At 66.6% G+C, this 20,002-nt stretch carries 18 protein-coding genes; 12 read left to right on the forward strand and 6 right to left on the reverse strand.

Annotation, left to right across the window (positions count from 1 at the left end; translation table 11 throughout):
• Positions 1-45 precede the first annotated feature (45 nt).
• Positions 46-1,530, reverse strand: a complete 1,485-nt coding sequence (locus ACN8ZM_RS00430; protein WP_043184852.1) for a sensor histidine kinase — start codon at positions 1,528-1,530, stop codon at positions 46-48.
• A gap of 119 nt (positions 1,531-1,649) precedes the next feature.
• Positions 1,650-2,342 (reverse strand): response regulator, encoded by a 693-nt coding sequence (locus tag ACN8ZM_RS00435; RefSeq protein WP_006401494.1) that lies wholly within the window; start codon positions 2,340-2,342, stop codon positions 1,650-1,652.
• Positions 2,343-2,464: 122 nt separating this feature from the next.
• On the opposite strand from ACN8ZM_RS00435, the gene ACN8ZM_RS00440 reads away from it, so the two are divergent.
• Positions 2,465-2,695 carry a DUF3717 domain-containing protein gene (locus tag ACN8ZM_RS00440; protein ID WP_034183818.1) on the forward strand — a complete coding sequence of 77 codons (231 nt, stop codon included), beginning with the start codon at positions 2,465-2,467 and terminating at the stop codon, positions 2,693-2,695.
• 92 nt (positions 2,696-2,787) lie between these two features.
• Here the strand turns inward: ACN8ZM_RS00440 and ACN8ZM_RS00445 are convergent, their stop codons facing one another.
• Both ACN8ZM_RS00445 and phhA read right to left on the reverse strand, forming a co-directional pair.
• Positions 2,788-3,096, reverse strand: coding sequence for a 4a-hydroxytetrahydrobiopterin dehydratase (locus ACN8ZM_RS00445; protein ID WP_039352208.1), 309 nt, complete (start codon positions 3,094-3,096; stop codon positions 2,788-2,790).
• A 133-nt stretch (positions 3,097-3,229) separates the two neighbouring features.
• A complete protein-coding gene (gene phhA / locus ACN8ZM_RS00450; RefSeq protein ID WP_043185217.1) occupies positions 3,230-4,123 on the reverse strand; it encodes a phenylalanine 4-monooxygenase in 894 nt (297 codons plus the stop codon).
• Positions 4,124-4,262: 139 nt separating this feature from the next.
• On the opposite strand from phhA, the gene ACN8ZM_RS00455 reads away from it, so the two are divergent.
• Positions 4,263-4,748: an Lrp/AsnC family transcriptional regulator gene (locus ACN8ZM_RS00455; RefSeq protein WP_006408082.1), complete on the forward strand. Its 486-nt coding sequence runs from the start codon at positions 4,263-4,265 to the stop codon at positions 4,746-4,748.
• A 55-nt stretch (positions 4,749-4,803) separates the two neighbouring features.
• Here ACN8ZM_RS00455 and ACN8ZM_RS00460 read toward each other — a convergent pair whose 3' ends face one another.
• Entirely contained in the window at positions 4,804-5,337 is a 534-nt protein-coding gene (locus ACN8ZM_RS00460; RefSeq protein WP_043184855.1) for a class IV adenylate cyclase, read from the reverse strand.
• 137 nt (positions 5,338-5,474) lie between these two features.
• On the reverse strand, positions 5,475-6,374 hold the full coding sequence (locus tag ACN8ZM_RS00465; RefSeq protein ID WP_420210382.1) for a LysR family transcriptional regulator: 900 nt from the start codon (positions 6,372-6,374) through the stop codon (positions 5,475-5,477).
• 169 nt (positions 6,375-6,543) lie between these two features.
• Between ACN8ZM_RS00465 and ACN8ZM_RS00470 the strand changes: the two genes are divergently transcribed.
• From ACN8ZM_RS00470 to ACN8ZM_RS00515, 10 genes are all read left to right on the forward strand, one after another.
• Positions 6,544-8,229: a GMC family oxidoreductase gene (locus tag ACN8ZM_RS00470; protein ID WP_420210383.1), complete on the forward strand. Its 1,686-nt coding sequence runs from the start codon at positions 6,544-6,546 to the stop codon at positions 8,227-8,229.
• Positions 8,230-8,686: 457 nt separating this feature from the next.
• Positions 8,687-9,466, forward strand: a complete 780-nt coding sequence (locus ACN8ZM_RS00475) for an ABC transporter ATP-binding protein (protein WP_021160426.1) — start codon at positions 8,687-8,689, stop codon at positions 9,464-9,466.
• Positions 9,463-10,218 carry an ABC transporter ATP-binding protein gene (locus ACN8ZM_RS00480; RefSeq protein WP_043184860.1) on the forward strand — a complete coding sequence of 252 codons (756 nt, stop codon included), beginning with the start codon at positions 9,463-9,465 and terminating at the stop codon, positions 10,216-10,218. Before ACN8ZM_RS00475 ends, ACN8ZM_RS00480 begins: the two co-directional genes overlap by 4 nt.
• A gap of 76 nt (positions 10,219-10,294) precedes the next feature.
• Positions 10,295-11,494 carry an ABC transporter substrate-binding protein gene (locus ACN8ZM_RS00485; RefSeq protein ID WP_043184862.1) on the forward strand — a complete coding sequence of 400 codons (1,200 nt, stop codon included), beginning with the start codon at positions 10,295-10,297 and terminating at the stop codon, positions 11,492-11,494.
• 128 nt (positions 11,495-11,622) lie between these two features.
• Positions 11,623-12,507 (forward strand): branched-chain amino acid ABC transporter permease, encoded by an 885-nt coding sequence (locus tag ACN8ZM_RS00490; protein ID WP_043184865.1) that lies wholly within the window; start codon positions 11,623-11,625, stop codon positions 12,505-12,507.
• Positions 12,507-13,481: a branched-chain amino acid ABC transporter permease gene (locus ACN8ZM_RS00495; RefSeq protein WP_043184866.1), complete on the forward strand. Its 975-nt coding sequence runs from the start codon at positions 12,507-12,509 to the stop codon at positions 13,479-13,481. The genes ACN8ZM_RS00490 and ACN8ZM_RS00495 overlap by 1 nt, the downstream gene beginning before the upstream one ends.
• Before the next feature lie 1,120 nt (positions 13,482-14,601).
• Positions 14,602-15,759 (forward strand): ABC transporter substrate-binding protein, encoded by a 1,158-nt coding sequence (locus tag ACN8ZM_RS00500; RefSeq protein WP_043184871.1) that lies wholly within the window; start codon positions 14,602-14,604, stop codon positions 15,757-15,759.
• Positions 15,760-15,958: 199 nt separating this feature from the next.
• On the forward strand, positions 15,959-17,014 hold the full coding sequence (locus ACN8ZM_RS00505) for a branched-chain amino acid ABC transporter permease (RefSeq protein WP_043184875.1): 1,056 nt from the start codon (positions 15,959-15,961) through the stop codon (positions 17,012-17,014).
• Positions 17,015-17,018: 4 nt separating this feature from the next.
• On the forward strand, positions 17,019-18,803 hold the full coding sequence (locus ACN8ZM_RS00510; protein WP_089449641.1) for an ABC transporter permease subunit: 1,785 nt from the start codon (positions 17,019-17,021) through the stop codon (positions 18,801-18,803).
• Positions 18,803-19,558, forward strand: a complete 756-nt coding sequence (locus tag ACN8ZM_RS00515; RefSeq protein WP_043184876.1) for an ABC transporter ATP-binding protein — start codon at positions 18,803-18,805, stop codon at positions 19,556-19,558. Before ACN8ZM_RS00510 ends, ACN8ZM_RS00515 begins: the two co-directional genes overlap by 1 nt.
• Positions 19,559-20,002: the final 444 nt, after the last annotated feature.

Here is a 20,002-nt window from a genome sequence, read left to right on the forward strand (position 1 = left end):
CATCCGGCGCGCGGCCCGACCAGCGGCCGGTGCGCCGCGAATCGCTCAGTGCGTCGGCGCGGCGGCCGGCGTTTCGCTGGCCGGCTTCTCGGTGCGCGCGGTCAGCGGCACCCGCACCACGAAGCGCGAGCCGCCTTCCGATGCATCCTCGTACGATACGGTGCCGCCGTGCATCGCGATGATGTCGTGGACGATCGCGAGGCCGAGCCCGGCGCCTGTCTCGACACCGTTGCCGTTTTGCGCGTCGCCGCGGAAGAAACGCTTGAACAGGTCGGCCTGCTGGTTGGCAGGCACGCCGGGGCCGTTGTCCTCGACGACGATCTCGGCGGCCGACTGGCCGTCCTCGAGCGCGCCACGCGCGACGTTCACCGTGATCCGCGCGCCATCCGGCCGCGCGAGCGGCACGTACTTCAGCGCATTGTCGAGCAGGTTCGCGATGACCTCGCGCAACAGCACGGGATTGCCGCGCACGACCAGTTTTTCGTCGTCACCCGGATCGTCGGTACGCTGGAAGCCGAGATCGACGTGCGACGCGAGTGCGCGCGGCACCCATTCGGCACCCGTCTCGAACGCCATCGCCGCGAGGTCGACGTCGACGAACCGCGCGGCCTGTTCGCCCGGTTCCGCTCGGGCGAGCGACAGCAACTGGTTGGACAGCCGTACCGCGCGGTCGGCGGCGGCGCGGAGTTCGCGCACCGCGGCGAGGGTCTGGTGCGGGTCGCGCGCCACGGCCGCCTGCTCGGCATGCAGCTTCACGGCCGTCAGCGGCGTGCGCAACTGGTGCGCGGCATCGGCGATGAACTTGCGCTGCGCGTCGAGCGCGGTCTTCAGGCGGCCGAGCAGCGCGTTCATCGCGCTCGTCAACGGCCGGATCTCCAGCGGCACCTCGGTTTCGTCGACCGGTTCCAGCGACGTGTGGGTCTGCCGGTTCAGCGAATCGGCCAGGTGCGTGAGCGGGCCGAGCTGCTGGTTCACGACGCGCCACACGATGCCCCAGCCCGCGAGCAGCAGCAGCAGCAGCGGCATCATGATCGCGACGAGGAATTCGGCCGCGATCCGGTAGCGGTGCCGCACCGGTTGCGCGACCTCGACGACCATCGGCTTGCCGCCGTCGACGTCGTCGACGCGCACCTGCGCAACCCGCACCGCGCGGTTGTCGTACTCGGCCTCGAATACGTATGCGTGATGCATGCGGCGCACGTTGATGCCCTGCAGCGGCAGCTTCGGATCGCCGGCGAGTTCCTGTTCGCCGTCGCTGATCCGGTAGATCAGCGCTTCGGCGGGATCGGAGAACATCGCCTGCGCGAGCGGCGGCACCGTGAATGGCGCATCGGGGCCGGCGATCTGGATCTGTTTGGAGATGGCGGTGGCGAGATCGGCGAGCGAGCGGTCGATCACGTGCTGCGTGTATTGCCACGCGAGCCAGTAGGCAATCAGGCCGCTCATCAGCGCGAGCATCGACAGCGGGGCGGCGAGGCGCCGAAGCAGCGAGCGGCGCAGGCTGGTGGTCACAGCCGGATCAGGAGACATTTCGACGGGCAAATGGATAAGCGCCGCTCACGGGGAGCGGCGCGGTCGTGCGCCGGACGGCGACGCGGGCAGGGCGGCACGCCGGCGCACGAGGCCGGCCGGCGCGCGGGCACTGCCGCTCAGACGCTCGCGGTCTGGCGGATTTCCTGCAGCAGGTAGCCGAAGCCGCGCACCGTGACGATCTCGACACGGCACTGCTCCAGTTTCTTGCGGACGCGGTGCACGTAGACTTCGATCGCGGTGTCGCCGAGATCGCCGCCGAAGTGCGTGAGGTGATCCTGCAGCTGGGCCTTGCTGACGACGCGGCCGTGACGCAGCAGCAGCATCTCGAGCACCGCGAATTCGCGCGGCGACAGTTCGAGCGGCTTGTCGTCGTTGAAGATGCGGCGGTCGACGCCCGACAGGCGGACGCCGCCGAGCGACACTTCCGGACGCGGCATGTCGCTGTGCGGGCCGCTGCGGCGCATCACCGCGCGGATGCGCGCTTCGAGCTCGGCCGGTTCGAACGGCTTGAGCATGTAGTCGTCGGCGCCCGAGTTCAGGCCCTGGATCCGGTCGTTCAGCTCGTCGCGTGCGGTCAGCACGATGACGGGCGTGTGGCGGTTGGTCTGGCGGAAACGCGTGAGCAGCGTCATCCCGTCGATGCCCGGCAGGCCGAGGTCGAGGATCACGAGTTCGTGGCGGTTCTGAGCCAGCGCCTGTTCGGCAAAGATGCCGTCATGCACCATGTCGACGGTGAAGCCAGCCTGCTCGAGGCTGCTCTGGATACCGCGTGCGATGGGGCGGTCGTCTTCAATCAGAAGGAGTCGCATGAAGTTCGCTCAAGTACAATGGGTTGGCGGTTCAGGCACGCGGACAGCACGACGCCGTTTCCACAGGGGCGCCGCAACACCTGACATCAAGCATGGCGGCCAGCGAACGATTAAATCCAAACATGTCCGATATTTCGATCAACGACCTAGAAGCCGCGATCAATTTCTGGCGCGCCCGCTCGCCGTCGAGCGGCGACGAACTCAAACTCTGCGAAGAGGCCAGCGCGCTTTCCAAGCCGTATGCGCTGCTGATTGTACAGCGCGAAAGCGCGCTGCAACTGGAAGGTTTGGACCCCAAGGCACGGAAAGCCTACGAGACTTACGTGCGCCTTAAGGATGGCTTGGAAAGCTGAAGGCTTTCGCTGAGTACATCCTAGGAAACGTTCATCGAAATGAAAAGTTGACGCGCCGCGCATCGAAAGACGCGCGGCGGTAGAGGAAGGCCTCAGGCGGCCGGTTGCGCGTGCGCGCCGGCACGGTCGATGAACAGCGCCAGTTCGATGTCGCGTTCGGTCAGGCCGTCGGCATCGTGGGTCGACAGCGTGACGTCGACACGGTTGTACACGTTGAACCATTCCGGATGGTGGTTCATTTCCTGCGCCTTGATCGCGACGCGCGTCATGAAGCCGAATGCTTCGTTGAAATCGGCGAAGCGCAGGCTGCGCTGGATTGCGTCGCGGCCCGGTACGGCCGTCCAGAGCGGCAGGCCTTCGAGCCGGGTCTTGCGTTCTTCTGATGTGAGCTTGTGGATCATCTTGCACCTCTCGGTCGGTAACGGCGCCCGCGCGCGGCTGCGCCGCGCGGCGAAGCCGGCACCGGTCATTGTTTCATAGTTGTGGGGAAGCGATCGGGAGGCCGGCAGCGGCGCGTTGTGGCGCCCTCGAGCGTCACGCGTCGGCGTCGTCGGGCCAGCCTTCGCCCGTGCCGCGATGCAGCACGCGATCGCTATCGAGCACCGCACCGGCCGCGAACTCGGGCAGCGCCGCCAGCCGGTCGGCCAGTGCACGGCCATCGACGTCGGCCAGCGCGAACAGCTGCGCGAAATCGTCGATCACGAAGTAGGTCTTCTGGAACGTGTCGATCCGGTACTGCGTGCGCATCACGCGCTCGAGGTCGAAGCCGAGCCGGTTCGGCGCCGCGCTTTCGAGGCTGTACAGGCTTTCGCCTTTGCTCGACACGATCCCCGCGCCGTAGATCGACAGCCCGTTCGTGCCGCGCGGGTCGCGGATCAGCCCGAATTCCACCGTATACCAGTAGAGCCGCGCGAGGCGCGCCAGCGCCGCTTCGTCGTCGGCGACCGCGAGTGCGGTGCGGCCGTACGCCTGCATGTAGTCGGCGAACACGGGGTCGATCAGCAGCGGCACGTGGCCGAACAGGTCGTGGAAGCAGTCGGGTTCCTGCAGGTAGTCGAGCTGGTCGGGGCGGCGCATCCACCAGGTGACCGGAAAGCGCCGGTTCGCCAGGTGCTCGAAGAACACGCGGTCGGGCACGAGGCCCGGCACGGCGACGATCTCCCAGCCGGTGGCCGGCTTCAACTGGCGGTTCACGTCGGCGAACGACGGCACGCGATCGGCCGGCAGGTCGATCTTCCCGAGCCCCGCGACGAACGCGTCGCACGCGCGACCGCGCAGCAGCGCCGACTGGCGTGCATAGAGCTGCTTCCACACCGCGTGGTCGACCTGGCCGTAGCGCGCGAGCGGCTGGTCGATGGTGAAATCGGCGCGGGTTTCGAGGCCCGCATCGAACTGCTCCTGCAGTTTCGCGGTGACGACGGTGGACATGATCTGGCTCTGCACGTGGCGGTTGGGAACCATGCAAGTGTAGAGCGGGCTGCACGCGGAATGGGCGCAATGTTGGCGCTGATTCGCTCGATGATGCGATAATCGCGCATCAAATCACGAATCAATGCGGAGAATACTCATGCTGGAACTCGATCACTTCGATCTCGCGCTGCTGGACGTGCTGCAGCGCTTCGGCCGCGCGACGCATCAGCAGCTCGGCGAGGAGGTGCCGCTGTCGCCGTCGCAGATCGGCCGTCGGCTGCAGCGGCTCGAGGCGGCCGGCGTGATCGAAGGCTACCGCGTGATGCTGCGCCCCGAAAAGCTCGGGCTCGGCGTCACCGCGTTCACGAGCCTCAAGCTCAAGCACCATGGCGATTCGATCATCGAGCAGTTCCAGCAGCAGATCGACGTGCTGCCCGAAGTGCTCGAATGCCATGCGGTGGTGGGCGATGCCGACTACCTGCTGCGGATCGTCGCGCCGGACCTGAACGCGCTGTCTCAGTTCGTGATGAAGAAGCTGATGCGCGTGCCGGGCGTCGACAGCGTGCGCTCGAACATCGTGCTGACGACGTTCAAGCGCAACGGCGCGTTGCCGCTCGCGCACCTGGCGCCCGGCGCCGCCTGACGCGGCGCCAGGGTTGGAGGCGGCGCGGGTTGCGCCGCCGTAGGGCAGGGCCGGATCAGGCCGTTTCGTGCGGCGTGTCGGCGTTCAGCAGGTCGACGTACGCGACCGCGACGAGATCGTCCTGCGACACGCCGAGCTTCGCGAACACGTCGTGCGCTTCGGCTTCGCCGCCGGCCTCGTCGTCATCGGGGCCGAGCACGACTTCCAGTTCGATGAAATCGCCGAGGCCATCGACGCGGTCGAGGTGGATGCGCGTGCGGCCCGCGAGATACACGTGCCGTTCCTTCGTCACGATCCCGCGCGTGGTCAGCGCGGTGGCGAGCAGCGCGTGCATGGCGTCGGGGTTCGTCACCGGGCTGCGCGTGTAGTACGACGCCTTCGGGCCGTCGCGATCGTCGCGCTGGTAGAAGATCAGTTCGGCCGGCGTGCCGTCCTCGAAGCGGCGCAGCTTCAGCCGGCCGCGCGGCACGTCATAGAAGAAATCCTGCTGGCGATAGAACAGCGGCGCTTCGGTCGCGAGCTTGGCCGCCTGCTCGCGCAGGTGGTCGAATTCGCGGGCGCGGGCTTTGATCTCGATGTTGCGGGCCATGCGGGTCTCCTTCAATCGGGGTCTCGCGGTGTGCGAACGCACAATCTAGCAAAAACGCGGAGACGGTGGCGTGACGACGCGCGGGGGGCGTGGCGAGATGACGCGTGCAGGCCGCGTCGCGCCGTCTTCAGCACCGCTCATATCGCCCACTGGGCTTCGATGAGCCGCAGCGCCGCCGCGATCGCCGGCTCGTCGCGCCGCTCGGCGAGCGCCACGAACGTCAGTTCGGTCGGCACCGTCACGCGTTCGACGATCGTCAGCGCATGCGCGTGCGCTTCGGCCAGCGCGGTCGAGTCGCGCGCGAGCGTCAAGCCGATGCCCGATTTGACGAGATCGAGCATCGACTGCTCCTGGTCGACCTCGGCAACCTTGACCGGCTGCGCGCCGGCATCCGCGAAGCGCCGCGACAGCAGCCGGTGGTGCGCGGACGCCGGCGGCGTCCAGATCCACGGCAGCGCGGCGAGCGCGCGCCAGTCGTGCGCGCGCTGCACGCGTTCCCTCCAGCCGGCCGGCGCGAGCACGCGGTACTGGAAATGCGTGAGCGTGACGGTGTGGAACAGCGCACCGTCGAGCGGATCGTTCTCGCCCGGCCGGCCGATGTAGTAGCCGACGTCGAGCGCCTGCGTGCGCACCTGTTCGATCACCCAGCCCGACATCCCGTGCCGCAGCGCGGTTTCGATCTGCGGATGGGTTTCGACGAGCGCGCGCAGGAAGCCGCCGAGCCGCAGGAAGCCCGGATCGAGGATCGTGCCGATCCGCAGCCGGCCGCGCACCTCGTGCCGCAGCGCAGCAGCGGCGCGCTGCACGTCGGCGGCCGCGGCGAGCGCCCGTTCCGCATGCGGCAGCAGCGTCTGCCCGTCGCGCGTGAGCGCGAGCCCGCGCGACGTGCGGGTAAACAGCGTGACGCCGAGCGTTTCCTGCAGATGCTTGATCTGCAGGCTGACGGCTGGCTGCGTCAGGTGCAGGTGGACGGCGGCGCGCGTCAGGTTGCCTTCGCGCGCGACCGTCGCGAACGCGCGGAGCAGGGTGAGATCCATCGTCGTGATATGAGCGCAGCTTATAACGCAGTTCAGCATAACTCATTGGATCGGCGGGCGGCTGCCGGAGTACGCTTCATCGGTCGTGGCGCGGGGCCGCAAGGGCGGCCGGCGACGCACTATGCTGGAAATGACGCTCGCGGGATCGCGCCGCGTGACAGGAGACAACATGACTACCCAACGCACGCTAGAAGGCGAATTCGATTACGTGATCGTCGGCGCGGGCACCGCGGGCTGCGTGCTCGCGAACCGCCTGACCGAAGATCCCGACATCCACGTGCTGCTGCTCGAAGCGGGCGGCAAGGACGACTACCACTGGATCCACATCCCGGTCGGCTATCTGTATTGCATCGGCAACCCGCGCACCGACTGGCTGTACAAGACGCAACCGGAAGCCGCGCTCAACGGCCGCGCGCTGTCGTATCCGCGCGGCCGCGTGCTCGGCGGCTGCTCGTCGATCAACGGGATGATCTACATGCGCGGCCAGCGCGAGGATTACGACAGCTGGGCGCAGGAAACCGGCGACGCCGGCTGGTCGTGGGACAGCGTGCTGCCGATCTTCAAGCGCAGCGAGGATCACCATGCGGGCGCGAGCGACGCGCACGGCGCGGGCGGTTACTGGCGCGTCGAGAAGCAGCGGCTGCGCTGGGAGATCCTCGAATCGTTCGCGCAGGCCGCGCAGCAGACGGGCATCCCGGCAACCGACGATTTCAACCGCGGCGACAATACCGGGGTCGGCTATTTCGAGGTGAACCAGAAGCGCGGCGTGCGCTGGAATACATCGAAAGCGTTCCTGCGGCCCGCGATGGCGCGCCCGAACCTGACCGTGATCACCGGCGCGCAGGCACAGCGCGTGATTTTCGACGGGCGGCGCGCGGTGGGCGTCGAGTATCGCGGCGGCGGCACCGACTACGTTGCACGGGCGCGCTCGGAGGTGCTGCTGACGTCCGGCGCGGTGAATTCGCCGCAGCTGCTCGAACTGTCGGGCATCGGCGATGGCCGGCGGCTCCAGGCGCTCGGCATCGACGTCGTGCAGGATCTGCCGGGCGTCGGCGAAAACCTGCAGGATCACCTGCAATTGCGGATGGCGTTTCGTGTCGAAGGCGTGCGCACGCTCAACACGCTGTCTGCGCACTGGTGGGGCAAGCTGATGATCGGCGCCGAATATGCGTTGCTGCAGCGCGGGCCGATGTCGATGGCGCCGTCGCAGCTCGGCGCGTTCGCGAAATCCGATCCCGACGATCCCGCCCTCACGCGCCCCGATCTCGAATACCACGTGCAGCCGCTGTCGCTCGAACGCTTCGGCGAGCCGCTGCACAGCTTCAACGCGTTTACGGCGTCCGTGTGCCATCTGCGGCCGACGTCGCGCGGCAGTGTGCACATCGCGAGCGCCGATCCGGGCGCGGCACCCGCGATCGCGCCGAACTATCTGTCGACCGAGCACGATCGCCACGTCGCCGCGAACGCGCTGCGGCTCACGCGCCGGATCGCGTCCGCGCCGGCGCTCGCACGCTATCGTCCCGAGGAAATCCTGCCGGGCCTGCAGTACCGGAGCGAAGCCGAGCTGATCGAGGCGGCCGGCGCCGTCGGCACGACGATCTTCCATCCGGTCGGCACCTGCCGGATGGGGCGTGCCGACGATGAACGCGCGGTGGTCGACAGCCGGTTGCGCGTGCGCGGCATCGCCGGGCTGCGGATCGTCGATGCATCGGTGATGCCGTTCATTACGTCGGGCAATACCAATTCGCCGACGCTGATGATCGCCGAACGCGCGAGCGACATGATCCGTGCCGATCGACGCGCGGCGCGTGAAGCGACGCCGGTGCGCACGGAGGCCGCGGTGACAGCCTCGTGACGGAACGCTGACACGCACGACAGCGGGCCGTCACGATGCCGCCCGCTGATTCGCTATGCGAAACAAGCTGCCGTTGCAGCGCCGGTGCCGATGGCGCCGATTGTGCCGGTTCGCCGGCAAGATCCATGCAAGCCGTGCAATCGCACGGCTTTTTTGTTGCGTGCGTGCCGGGCCATGCGGAGGGCAACGGACGATGATGCACGTGTCAAAAAAACGGGGTGAAAAACCGTGCACAGCCGCGCGCGACATGGCGGCCAGCCCTATAAGTGCAAATCCCGATGATTGCACTGCACCAACGGCGAGACAATGTGGCGCAGTGTGCATACGCGTCGGCGCGGGAGACCACCCTCGAGGCGTAACACGGCGCCCGGGGCAGCCCGCTCATCCGCTGACCTGTTTCGCGGACGCTTCTCGCGAATCTTCCCGGTGCTTCGCCTGACTTCGTACGGAAGGGAACATGATTCTCGGCGACACGATTCTGGAAACACGCGGACTGACCAAGGAATTCAGGGGTTTCACGGCCGTCAACGGCGTGAACCTGCGTGTGCGTCGCGGTGCGATCCATGCGTTGATCGGACCGAACGGCGCGGGCAAGACGACCTGCTTCAACCTCCTCACCAAGTTCCTGACGCCGACGGCCGGCCAGATCGTCTTCAACGGCATCGACATCACCGACGAGCGGCCCGCGCAGGTGGCGCGGCGCGGCATCATCCGCTCGTTCCAGATCTCGGCCGTGTTCCCGCACCTGACCGCGCTGCAGAACGTGCGCATCGGCCTGCAGCGCGCGCTCGGCACCGAATTCCATTTCTGGCGCAGCGAACGCACGTTGAAGCGCCTCGACGACCGCGCGATGGACCTGCTCACGCAGGTCGGCCTCACCGATTTCGCACAGGTGCCGACTGTCGAGCTCGCGTACGGCCGCAAGCGCGCGCTGGAGATCGCGACCACGCTCGCGATGGAGCCCGAACTGATGCTGCTCGACGAGCCCACGCAGGGGATGGGCCACGAGGACGTCGACCGCGTGACCGCGCTGATCAAGAAGGTGGCGAGCGGCCGCACGATCCTGATGGTCGAGCACAACATGAACGTGATCGCGGGTATCTCCGACACGATCACCGTCCTGCAACGCGGCGAGGTGCTCGCCGAAGGCTCGTATGCGGAAGTGTCGAAGAATCCGCTCGTGATCGAGGCTTACATGGGCAGCGCCGACGCGGCGCTCGCGGGGGCGCACGCATGAAGCACAGCGCACGGGAGGAACGCGAATTGAGCGGCGTCGAAAGCGGCACGCCCGCGCTGGAGATCACGGGCCTGGAGGCCTGGTACGGGGAATCCCACATATTGCACGGTGTCGACCTGACGGTGCATCGCGGCGAGGTCGTCACGCTGCTCGGCCGCAACGGCGCGGGCCGCACGACGACGCTGCGCGCGATCATGGGGCTCACGGGCCGCCGCAGCGGGTCGATCAAGGTCGCGGGCAACGAGACGATCGGCCTTGCGACGCACCGCATCGCGCATTTCGGCGTCGGCTACTGCCCGGAGGAGCGCGGGATCTTCTCGAGCCTGTCGTGCGAGGAGAACCTGATGCTGCCGCCGCCGATCGGGCCGCGCGACCATGCGATGTCGATCGAAGAGATCTACACGATGTTCCCGAACCTCGCGTCGCGCCGGCAGAGCCAGGGCACGCGCCTGTCCGGCGGCGAGCAGCAGATGCTCGCGGTTGCGCGGATTCTGCGCACCGGCGCGAACCTGCTGCTGCTCGACGAGATCTCCGAAGGCCTCGCACCGGTGATCGTGCAGGCGCTCGCGCGGATGATCGTCGCGCTGAAGGCACGCGGCTACACGATCGTGATGGTCGAACAGAATTTCCGCTTCGCCGCGCCGCTCGCCGACCGGTTCTACGTGATGGAGCACGGCAGCATCGTCGAACATTTCCAGGCGGCCGAACTGGAAAGCAAGATGCCGACCCTGCACGACCTGCTCGGGGTGTGACGCCGCCCCGTCTCTCTTGCCGCTAGCCGTGGCGGCTTCGAACAACCACAACGCATCAGAACAACAGGAGACGTCAATGAAAATGAAGACCCTCGCACACGCCTGTCTCGCACTCGCGACCGCCGCGTTCACCGCCGGCGCCGCGCAGGCCGCGGATACCGTGAAGATCGGCTTCATCACCGACATGTCGGGGCTTTACGCGGATATCGACGGGCAGGGCGGTCTCGAAGCGATCCGCATGGCGGTCGCCGATTTCGGCGGCAAGGTGCTCGGCAAGCCGATCGAGGTCGTCTATGCCGATCACCAGAACAAGGCCGACATCGCCGCGTCGAAGGCGCGCGAATGGATGGACCGCGGCGGGCTCGACCTGCTGGTCGGCGGCACGAACTCCGCTACCGCACTGTCGATGAACCAGGTCGCCGCCGAGAAGAAGAAGGTCTACATCAACATCGGCGCGGGCGCCGACACGCTGACCAACGAGCAGTGCACGCCGTACACGGTCCACTACGCGTACGACACGATGGCGCTCGCGAAGGGCACCGGCTCGGCGGTGGTGAAGCAGGGCGGCAAGACGTGGTTCTTCCTGACCGCCGACTATGCGTTCGGCAAGGCGCTCGAGAAGAACACGTCGGATGTCGTGAAGGCGAACGGCGGCCAGGTGCTCGGCGCGGTGCGTCACCCGCTGTCCGCGTCGGATTTCTCGTCGTTCCTGCTGCAGGCGCAAGCGTCGAAGGCGCAGATCCTCGGCCTCGCGAACGCCGGCGGCGACACGATCAACGCGATCAAGGCCGCGAAGGAATTCGGCATCACGAAGACGATGAAGCTCGCCGCGCTGCTGATGTTCATCGACGACGTGCACAGCCTCGGCCTCGAGACGACGCAGGGCCTCGTGCTGACCGACAGCTGGTACTGGAACCGCGATGCGGCGTCGCGCCAGTGGGCGCAGCGCTACTTCGGCAAGATGAAAAAGATGCCGTCGAGCCTGCAGGCGGCCGACTATTCATCGGTGACGACCTACCTGAAGGCCGTCCAGGCTGCCGGCACGACCGACTCCGACAAGGTGATGGCCGAGCTGAAGAAGATCAAGATCAACGACTTCTACGCGAAGGGCTACATCCGCACGGACGGCAGCATGATCCACGACATGTACCTGATGGAAGTGAAGAAGCCGTCGGAATCGAAGGAGCCGTGGGATTACTACAAAGTGCTCGCGACGATTCCGGGCGAACAGGCGTTCGCGACCAAGCAGGAATCGCGCTGCGCGTTGTGGAAGTAAGCAGGGCGTAGCGGCGCGCGCGGGCGTGCCGCTCGGTGGCGGCTGCAGCGATGTGCCCGCTGCGCCGCCCGCGTGCGCAACGCATGAAGGTTGCGCGCGCAACGAAACTCATTCTGACGGCTAAGTCGATGGAAATCTTTGGCATTCCGTTGCCGGCGATGCTGAGCCAGTTGCTGCTCGGGCTCGTCAACGGCTCGTTCTACGCGATCCTGAGCCTCGGGCTCGCGGTGATCTTCGGGCTGCTCAACGTGATCAACTTCGCGCACGGCGCGCTGTTCATGCTGGGTGCGATGCTCGCGTGGATGGGCCTGTCGTATTTCGGGCTGCCGTACTGGGCGATGCTCGTGATCGCGCCGCTGGTCGTCGGCGCGTTCGGGATCGTGATCGAGCGCTCGATGCTGCGCTGGCTGTACAAGCTCGATCACCTGTACGGGCTGCTGCTCACGTTCGGGCTCACGCTGGTCGTCGAAGGCGTGTTCCGCTCGATCTACGGCTCGTCCGGCCAGCCGTACGACGTGCCGTCGCAGCTGTCCGGCGCCACCAACCTCGGCTTCATGTTCCTGCCGAACTACCGCGCGTGGGTGGTGGTTGCGTCGCTCGCGGTGTGTCTCGTGACGTGGTTCGTGATCGAGAAGACGCGCCTCGGCGCCTACCTGCGGGCGGGCACCGAGAACCCGAAGCTCGTCGAGGCGTTCGGCGTGAACGTGCCGATGATGATCACGCTCACCTACGGCTTCGGCGTCGCGCTCGCCGCGTTCGCGGGCGTGCTGGCCGCGCCGGTGATCCAGGTGTCGCCGCTGATGGGCCAGCCGATGATCATCACCGTGTTCGCGGTGGTCGTGATCGGCGGGATGGGCTCGATCCTCGGCTCGATCGTCACGGGCCTGCTGCTCGGCGTGATCGAGGGTTTCACGCGGGTGTTCTACCCCGAAGCGTCGGCCACCGTCGTGTTCGTGATCATGGCGATCGTGCTGCTGTTCCGCCCGGCGGGCCTCTTCGGCAAGGAAAAATGATGCAGAGAAAAGTGCTCTACGGCGTGCTGCTCGCCGCACTGCTCGCCGCGCCGTTCATCGGCGCGTACCCGGTGTTCGTGATGAAGGTGCTCACGTTCGCGCTGTTCGCGGCCGCGTTCAACCTGCTGATCGGCTATACGGGGCTGCTGTCGTTCGGCCATGCGATGTTTCTCGCGACCGCCGGCTATGCGACCGGTTATTCGATGCAGACGCTCGGTTTCACGCCGGAGCTCGGCGTGCTCGTCGGTACCGTTGCCGCAACGCTGCTCGGGCTCGTCGTCGGGCTGTTCGCGATCCGGCGGCAGGGCATCTACTTCGCGATGATCACGCTCGCGTTCGCGCAGATGGTCTACTTCATCTACCTGCAGGCGCCGTTCACGCACGGCGAGGACGGCCTGCAGGGCGTGCCGCGTGGGCACCTGTTCGGGCTGCTCGACCTGTCGAACGACGTCGCGCTGTACTACGTCGTGCTGGCCGTGGTGGTGGCCGCGTGCGCATTCATCGTGCGGGTCGTGCATTCGCCGTTCGGCCAGGTGCTCGTCGCGATCAAGGAAAACGAAGCGCGCGCGATCTCGCTCGGCTACGACACCGACCGCTTCAAGCTGCTCGCGTTCATCCTGTCGGCGGGCCTCGCGGGGCTGGCCGGCTCGCTGAAGGTGCTCGTGCTCGGCTTCGAGACGCTGTCGGACGCGTACTGGACGATGTCGGGCCTGGTCGTACTGATGACGCTCGTCGGCGGGATGGGCACGCTGTTCGGGCCGCTGCTGGGTGCGGCGCTGATCGTTGCGCTGGAAGACCGGCTCGGCGACATCGGCGAATGGCTCGCATCGGCGACCGGCATCGGCTGGTTCCATTCGCTCGGCGAATCGGCGACGATCGTCACGGGGCTGATCTTCATCGCATGCGTGCTCGCGTTCCGGCGCGGGATCGTCGGCGAGATGGTCGCGCGGATCAAGCCGCTCAGGGCGTCCTGAATGCGTGCGGCGCGCGTCACCGGGCGTTGATGCGAAGCACCATCCGGCATGCTCCGGAAGGGCGTCACAGCGGGCTCGGGCCGGCGCCGCGCGGTTGGCTGGTGCCCCATTTTCGTGCGGCGATGCACCATAGGGGTAAATGCTAAGTTGTCGCAGTGTGAAAGGTAATTTAATCTTCGTCTCAGTTCTGGTGCACCGCGAAACGAATTTGCAGGTGGAGAACGAGGAGACAATCGAGGCACAAAGTGCCCGGACCCCAAAGCGCTGTTGGACGGAATCCAACAGCGCTTTTTCATTTGCGTGCACGGATTTCCGCCGATGGTGCATCGGCCAGCGCAGTGGCCGTCTTCCGCGCTTGCGTTCGCACCGCGCTTCTTCCGCGCTTCGCCGCGTCCCCCCGTTTTCCCATTTCCCGCTATCCGCTCGCAGACGATGCGCAACCGCGCACCAGCCGTTCGGGCTAACCCGGTTGGCGTGCGCAAAACGCGTCCGTTACACTCAGCTTTCGCCGACCGCTCGGTCGGGAAAATCGGTCGGCAGTTCTCCTACAAGCAGAATGCAGAAGAGGGAGTACGGTTGGATGAGCAGCGCAGGACGATGGATCGGGGCAGGAAGGGCGGCTGGTGCCGTTCGTTCGTCGTGGGGTGGGGCAGTCGTTGCCGTGGCCTTCTCAAGCCGCTCTGCGGGCTGTAGGCGCGTTCCGGCGCCATCGCCGGTCGTTGCGCGCGCATCCGTATCGGACTTCACATCTGCACGCGCATGAGCGGCCGGCTTTCCGATCGTGCGCCGCTCGCGGGCCTGGCCGCGTCAGTCCGGATCGACGCGCCTTTTCTTGATCGTTGCGCATGCATCGAGCGCCCGCACGATTCCGCATTTCTCTACTTCCTTCATCCAGACGACACCGCTGCTGCGCATCGTGACGGTCGAACGACCGTTTCGACCGGCAGCCGGCGCATGCTTGCGCGGTGCCGTCCGGGCGCCGTCGCGGATGCGGCGTTTCACGGGAAAACGAGCGTAGGCGTGGCCAGGCGAGATAGTTAAATTATTAACTTGTTTTTGGGGACCGGGAGCCGCCCGAGCGACCCGTGGCTTTTTCGAGCAGCGTTTGGAGACAACGTAAATGAAGATGAATCGATGGATGGAGGCCGTGCTCGCCGCGGGCCTCGTGTGCGCGGCGGCAACGGCGTCGGCGCAGGTGAAGATCGGCGTGACGCTGTCGGCCACCGGGCCGGCCGCGTCGCTCGGGATTCCGGAAAAGAACACGATCGCGCTGCTGCCGAAGGAAATCGCGGGCAAGAGCGTGCAATACATCGTGCTCGACGACGCTTCCGACACGAGCCGCGCGGTGCAGAACGTGCGCAAGCTGATCGATGAAGATCACGTCGACGCGATCATCGGCTCGTCCGTCACGCCGAATTCGCTCGCGATGCTCGACCCCGTATCGCAGGGCAAGACGCCGACGATCTCGCTCGCGGCGAGCGCCCAGATCATCGCGCCCATGGACGCGAAACGCGCGTGGATGTTCAAGGTGCCGCAGAACGACCAGCTGATGGCCGACGCGATCGCCGGCTACATGGCGAAGCACGGCGTGAAGACGGTCGGCTTCATCGGCTTCGCGGACGCGTACGGCGACAGCTGGTACAAAACGTTCGACGCGGCGGCCGCGAAGAACGGCCTGAAGGTGGTGTCGAACGAGCGCTACAACCGCACCGACGCGTCGGTGATGGGACAGGTGCTGAAGCTGATGGGCTCGAATCCCGATGCGGTGCTGATCGCCGGCTCGGGTACGCCGGCGGCGCTGCCGGCGAAGACGCTGAAGGAGCGCGGCTACAAGGGCAAGGTGTACCAGACGCACGGCGTCGCGAACAACGACTTCCTGCGCGTGTGCGGCAAGGACTGCGAAGGCGAGATCCTGCCGGCCGGCCCCGTGCTCGTGACCGACCAGCTGCCCGATTCGAATCCGGTGAAGAAGCCGGCGCTCGGCTACAAGGCTGCGTATGAGAAGGCGTACGGCGCGGGCTCGCTGGCGACGTTCGGTGGCCATGCGTGGGATGCCGGGCTGCTGCTGCAGCGTGCGATTCCGGAAGCGCTGAAGAAGGGCCAGCCGGGCACCGAGGCGTTCCGCGAGGCGCTGCGCGCGTCGATCGAAAACGTGAAGGACCTGCCCGTGTCGCACGGCGTGATCAACATGACGCCGACCGACCACAACGGCTTCGACACGCGTGCGCGCGTGATGGTGCAGATCGTCGACGGCAAGTGGAAGCTGCAGGCCGAGTAAGCATCACGTGAAACCGGCGTGCGCGGCGCAAATGGCGTCGTGCATGCCGTCGGCAGGGTGCCGGGCCTGACGGGCCGCGCCCATGCCGCCTGGAACCACCGGGGCCGCCAGCAGGGCGCCCGACGCGTCGACCTTGCCGCCCGCGCCCCGGCCGTTCCCGTCTTCCGTTTCTCCGCAGCATTCTCGATACACGAAACGTATGGATCTCTCGATTGCAGCGATCCTCGCGCAAGACGGCATCACGACCGGCGCCATTTACGCATTGCTGTCGCTGGCGCTCGTGCTGGTGTTTTCCGTCACGCGGGTGATCTTCATTCCCCAGGGCGAATTCGTCGCCTACGGTGCGCTGACGCTTGCCGCGTTGCAGGCGCAGAAATTTCCCGCCACCTGCTGGCTGCTGTTCGTGATGGGCATCGCGTGCTTCCTGCTCGAAGTCGGCGGCCTGATCCGGCATCGCGAACGGCGTCATCAGCTCGGCCGCACGCTTGCGACACTCGGCAGCCGCTACGTCCTGCTGCCGCTCGCGGTGTTCGCGATCACGCGCAGCTTTGCCGCGCAGCCGCTGCCGATGCTCGCGCAGATCGCACTGACGCTCGCGATCGTCGTGCCGATGGGACCGTTCGTCTACCGGCTCGTGTACCAGCCGATCGCCGAAGGCACGACGCTGCTGCTGCTGATCGTGTCGGTCGCCGTCCACTTCGCGATGGTCGGCCTCGGGCTCGTGATGTTCGGCGCGGAGGGCTCGCGCACCAACGGCTTCTCGGATGCGTCGCTGTCGATCGGCAGCATGACCGTGTCGGTGCAGAGCATCCTGGTGGTCGTGACGGCGCTCGTGCTGATCGGCGCGCTCTACGTGTACTTCGGCCGCACGATCGCCGGCAAGGCGCTGCGCGCGACGTCGGTGAACCGGCTCGGCGCGCGGCTCGTCGGCATCGGCACGACCGAGGCAGGGCGGCTCGCGTTTACGTTCGCGGCGGGGCTCGGCGTGCTGTCCGGGATCCTCGTCGGCCCGCTGACGACGATCTACTACGACTCGGGCTTCCTGATCGGCCTGAAGGGTTTCGTCGGCGCGATCATCGGCGGGCTCGTCAGCTATCCGCTCGCGGCCGCCGGCTCGCTGCTCGTCGGCGTGCTCGAATCGTATTCGTCGTTCTGGGCGAGCGCCTACAAGGAGGTGATCGTGTTCACGCTGATCATTCCGGTGCTGCTGTGGCGGAGCTTCGCGACGCCGCACGCGGAAGAGGAAGAGGAGTGACACGATGAAGACGATGGTACGCAACAAGACCTTCTGGGTGTTTCTCGTGGTGCTGTTCGCGCTGCCGGTGCTGCCCGGCGCGCTGCAGGTGCCGGAATACTGGATCACGCTGCTGAACTACATCGGCCTCTACGCGATCGTCGCGATCGGGCTCGTGCTGCTCACGGGTGTCGGCGGGATGACGAGCTTCGGGCAGGCCGCGTTCGTCGGCATCGGCGCGTATGCAACCGCGCTCCTGACGACGCGCTACGGCGTGTCGCCGTGGCTCGCGCTGATCGTCGGTGTCGTGCTGACGGCGCTCGTTGCGCTCGTGCTCGGCGCGGTCACGATGCGGCTGTCCGGTCACTTCCTGCCGCTCGGCACGATCGCGTGGGGCCTCGCGCTGTTCTACCTGTTCGGCAACCTCGAGCTGCTCGGCAAGTACGACGGGATCAACGGGATTCCGGCGCTGAACCTGTTCGGCATCGCGCTCGAAAGCGGCCGCAGCCTGTATTTCCTGATCTGGGCGGTCGTGCTGGCCGCGATCGTGTCGGTGCAGAACCTGCTGAACAGCCGCCCGGGCCGCGCGATCCGCGCGCTGCGCGGCGGCGGCGTGATGGCCGAGGCGATGGGCGTGAACACCGCGTGGATGCGCGTCGTGATCTTCGTCTACGCGGCGGTGCTCGCGGCCGTCTCGGGCTTCCTGTACGCGCACCTGCAGCGTGCGGTGAACCCGACCCCGTTCGGGCTGAACCACGGGATCGAGTTCCTGTTCATGGCCGTGGTCGGCGGCGTGTCGCACGTGTGGGGCGCGGTGCTCGGCGCGGCGATCCTGACCGTGCTGCAGGACTACCTGCAGACGCTGCTGCCGAAGCTGCTTGGGTCGGAAGGCAACTTCGAGATCATCGTGTTCGGCGTGTTGATGGTGTTGCTGCTGCAGTACGCGCGCCAGGGCGTGTGGCCGTTCGTCGCCAGGCTGTTCCCGCGCGGGCCGCGTGCGCATGTGCCCGAGCACGCCGATCCGTTGCCGCAGCGCACGAAGCCGGCGGCCGGTGAACCGCTGCTCGTCGTCGACAACGCGCGCAAGCAGTTCGGCGGGCTCGTGGCCGTCAACGACGTCAGCTTCGACGTGAAAGCGGGGCAGATCATTGGGCTGATCGGCCCGAACGGCGCCGGCAAGTCGACCACGTTCAACCTCGTGACGGGCGTGCTGAAGCCGACGGGCGGCACGATCACGTTCCGCGGCGAGCGCATCGACGGGCTCACATCGCGCCAGATCGTCCGCCGCGGTATCGGCCGGACGTTCCAGCACGTGAAGCTGTTGCCGGCGATGACGGTGCTCGAGAACGTCGCGATCGGTGCGCACCTGCGTGGCCATACCGGCGTGTGGCGCAGTGTCGCGCGGCTCAATGGCCATGAGGAAGCGCAGTTGCTGGCCGAGGCCGCGCGACAGATCCGCCGTGTCGGGCTCGAAAAGCACATGTACGACGAAGCGGGCAGCCTCGCGCTGGGCCAGCAGCGGATTCTCGAAATCGCGCGCGCGCTGTGCTGCGACCCGACGCTGCTGCTGCTCGACGAGCCGGCCGCCGGGCTGCGCTACCAGGAGAAACAGCAACTCGCCGACCTGCTGCGCCGGCTGAAGACGGAAGGCATGAGCGTGTTGCTCGTGGAACACGATATGGATTTCGTGATGAATCTCACCGACCGGCTGGTGGTGATGGAGTTCGGCACGCGGATCGCGGAAGGGCTGCCGCAGGACGTGCAGCAGGATCCGGCAGTGCTCGAAGCGTATCTGGGCGGGGTGGAATGATGACGGACACGACGATGCCGATTCTCGAAGTGCGCGGGCTGGCAGTCCGGTACGGGAAGGTGGAGGCGCTGCACGGCGCGGCAATCAAGGTTGGCGCGGGGCAGATCGTCAGCGTGATCGGCCCGAATGGCGCCGGCAAATCGACGCTGCTGAACGCGATCATGGGCGCGCTGCCGGTGAACGGGCATGCGTCGGGCGCGGTCGTGTATCGCGGTCACGACGTCGGCGCATTGCCGGTCGAGCAGCGTGTCGCACGCGGGATGTGCCTTGTACCGGAAAAGCGTGAGCTGTTCAGCACGATGACGGTCGAAGACAACCTCGTGCTGGGCGCGTATCGGCGCAAGCAGGCCGGCGAAGCGAACTTCCTCGACCAGCTCGATCACGTGTTCGCGCTGTTTCCGCGGCTGAAGGAGCGGCGCAAGCAGGCGGCCGGCACGCTGTCCGGCGGCGAGCGGCAGATGCTCGCAGTTGGCCGCGCGCTGATGGGCAAGCCCGACCTGCTGATGCTCGATGAGCCGAGCCTCGGGCTGGCACCGCTGATCGTGAAGGAGATCTTTCATATCATCAGCGCGTTGCGCGGCACGGGCGTGGCGACGCTGCTGATCGAGCAGAATGCGCGGGCTGCGCTGCAGATCTCCGACTACGGCTATGTGCTGGAGACGGGCGAGTTTGCGCTGGAAGGGCCGGCGGCCGAACTCGCACAGAATCCGCGCGTGATCGAAACGTACCTTGGGTTGGCGAAGAAAACGGCTTGATCGGTAGAGCGGTTGGCTGGAATCAGGCGGCGTGTTTCACGTGAAACACGCCGTTTTTGTTTTAGGGTTGAGATCTGACTCCGATACATCGACGGTTAACAACCAGGGGATAAGTACCGGAGGAACAGTCAAAAGCTCTGTGCAGTGGCGATGAGTGAAGGTATCCACAGTGCAGACGGCGATCCGGTTTGTCGTTCGGAGTTGGCCACTCGTTCCACCGGCCGACGATGTGCCGCGCCACAGGGGATAACTGTCTAGCGAACCGACGGAAATTCTGTGAGGAAGAGGGTGGGTGTGGTTGCACAGGGGATTTCGTCCGGGGTGTTGGGTGGGGCACAGGCCTCGAACGGGTTGTATGTTTCACGTGAAATCTCCGGACAACTGGATCTCTGCACAGGCGCAACGATGTGCGGCGGGCGGGCTCGAAGCATTGCCTGAGTGGGC

It is taken from the genome of Burkholderia aenigmatica (genome assembly GCF_048627025.1).
Classification (GTDB): Bacteria; Pseudomonadota; Gammaproteobacteria; order Burkholderiales; family Burkholderiaceae; genus Burkholderia; species Burkholderia aenigmatica.

What these genes read in the sequence shown, in the direction of transcription:
- ACN8ZM_RS00430 (WP_043184852.1), bottom strand. Translation starts at nt 1,530, where the DNA reads ATGTCTCCTGATCCGGCTGTGACCACCAGCCTGCGCCGCTCGCTGCTT.
- ACN8ZM_RS00435 (WP_006401494.1), bottom strand. Translation starts at nt 2,342, where the DNA reads ATGCGACTCCTTCTGATTGAAGACGACCGCCCCATCGCACGCGGTATC.
- ACN8ZM_RS00440 (WP_034183818.1), top strand. Translation starts at nt 2,465, where the DNA reads ATGTCCGATATTTCGATCAACGACCTAGAAGCCGCGATCAATTTCTGG.
- ACN8ZM_RS00445 (WP_039352208.1), bottom strand. Translation starts at nt 3,096, where the DNA reads ATGATCCACAAGCTCACATCAGAAGAACGCAAGACCCGGCTCGAAGGC.
- phhA (WP_043185217.1), bottom strand. Translation starts at nt 4,123, where the DNA reads ATGTCCACCGTCGTCACCGCGAAACTGCAGGAGCAGTTCGATGCGGGC.
- ACN8ZM_RS00455 (WP_006408082.1), top strand. Translation starts at nt 4,263, where the DNA reads ATGCTGGAACTCGATCACTTCGATCTCGCGCTGCTGGACGTGCTGCAG.
- ACN8ZM_RS00460 (WP_043184855.1), bottom strand. Translation starts at nt 5,337, where the DNA reads ATGGCCCGCAACATCGAGATCAAAGCCCGCGCCCGCGAATTCGACCAC.
- ACN8ZM_RS00465 (WP_420210382.1), bottom strand. Translation starts at nt 6,374, where the DNA reads ATGGATCTCACCCTGCTCCGCGCGTTCGCGACGGTCGCGCGCGAAGGC.
- ACN8ZM_RS00470 (WP_420210383.1), top strand. Translation starts at nt 6,544, where the DNA reads ATGACTACCCAACGCACGCTAGAAGGCGAATTCGATTACGTGATCGTC.
- ACN8ZM_RS00475 (WP_021160426.1), top strand. Translation starts at nt 8,687, where the DNA reads ATGATTCTCGGCGACACGATTCTGGAAACACGCGGACTGACCAAGGAA.
- ACN8ZM_RS00480 (WP_043184860.1), top strand. Translation starts at nt 9,463, where the DNA reads ATGAAGCACAGCGCACGGGAGGAACGCGAATTGAGCGGCGTCGAAAGC.
- ACN8ZM_RS00485 (WP_043184862.1), top strand. Translation starts at nt 10,295, where the DNA reads ATGAAAATGAAGACCCTCGCACACGCCTGTCTCGCACTCGCGACCGCC.
- ACN8ZM_RS00490 (WP_043184865.1), top strand. Translation starts at nt 11,623, where the DNA reads ATGGAAATCTTTGGCATTCCGTTGCCGGCGATGCTGAGCCAGTTGCTG.
- ACN8ZM_RS00495 (WP_043184866.1), top strand. Translation starts at nt 12,507, where the DNA reads ATGCAGAGAAAAGTGCTCTACGGCGTGCTGCTCGCCGCACTGCTCGCC.
- ACN8ZM_RS00500 (WP_043184871.1), top strand. Translation starts at nt 14,602, where the DNA reads ATGAAGATGAATCGATGGATGGAGGCCGTGCTCGCCGCGGGCCTCGTG.
- ACN8ZM_RS00505 (WP_043184875.1), top strand. Translation starts at nt 15,959, where the DNA reads ATGGATCTCTCGATTGCAGCGATCCTCGCGCAAGACGGCATCACGACC.
- ACN8ZM_RS00510 (WP_089449641.1), top strand. Translation starts at nt 17,019, where the DNA reads ATGAAGACGATGGTACGCAACAAGACCTTCTGGGTGTTTCTCGTGGTG.
- ACN8ZM_RS00515 (WP_043184876.1), top strand. Translation starts at nt 18,803, where the DNA reads ATGACGGACACGACGATGCCGATTCTCGAAGTGCGCGGGCTGGCAGTC.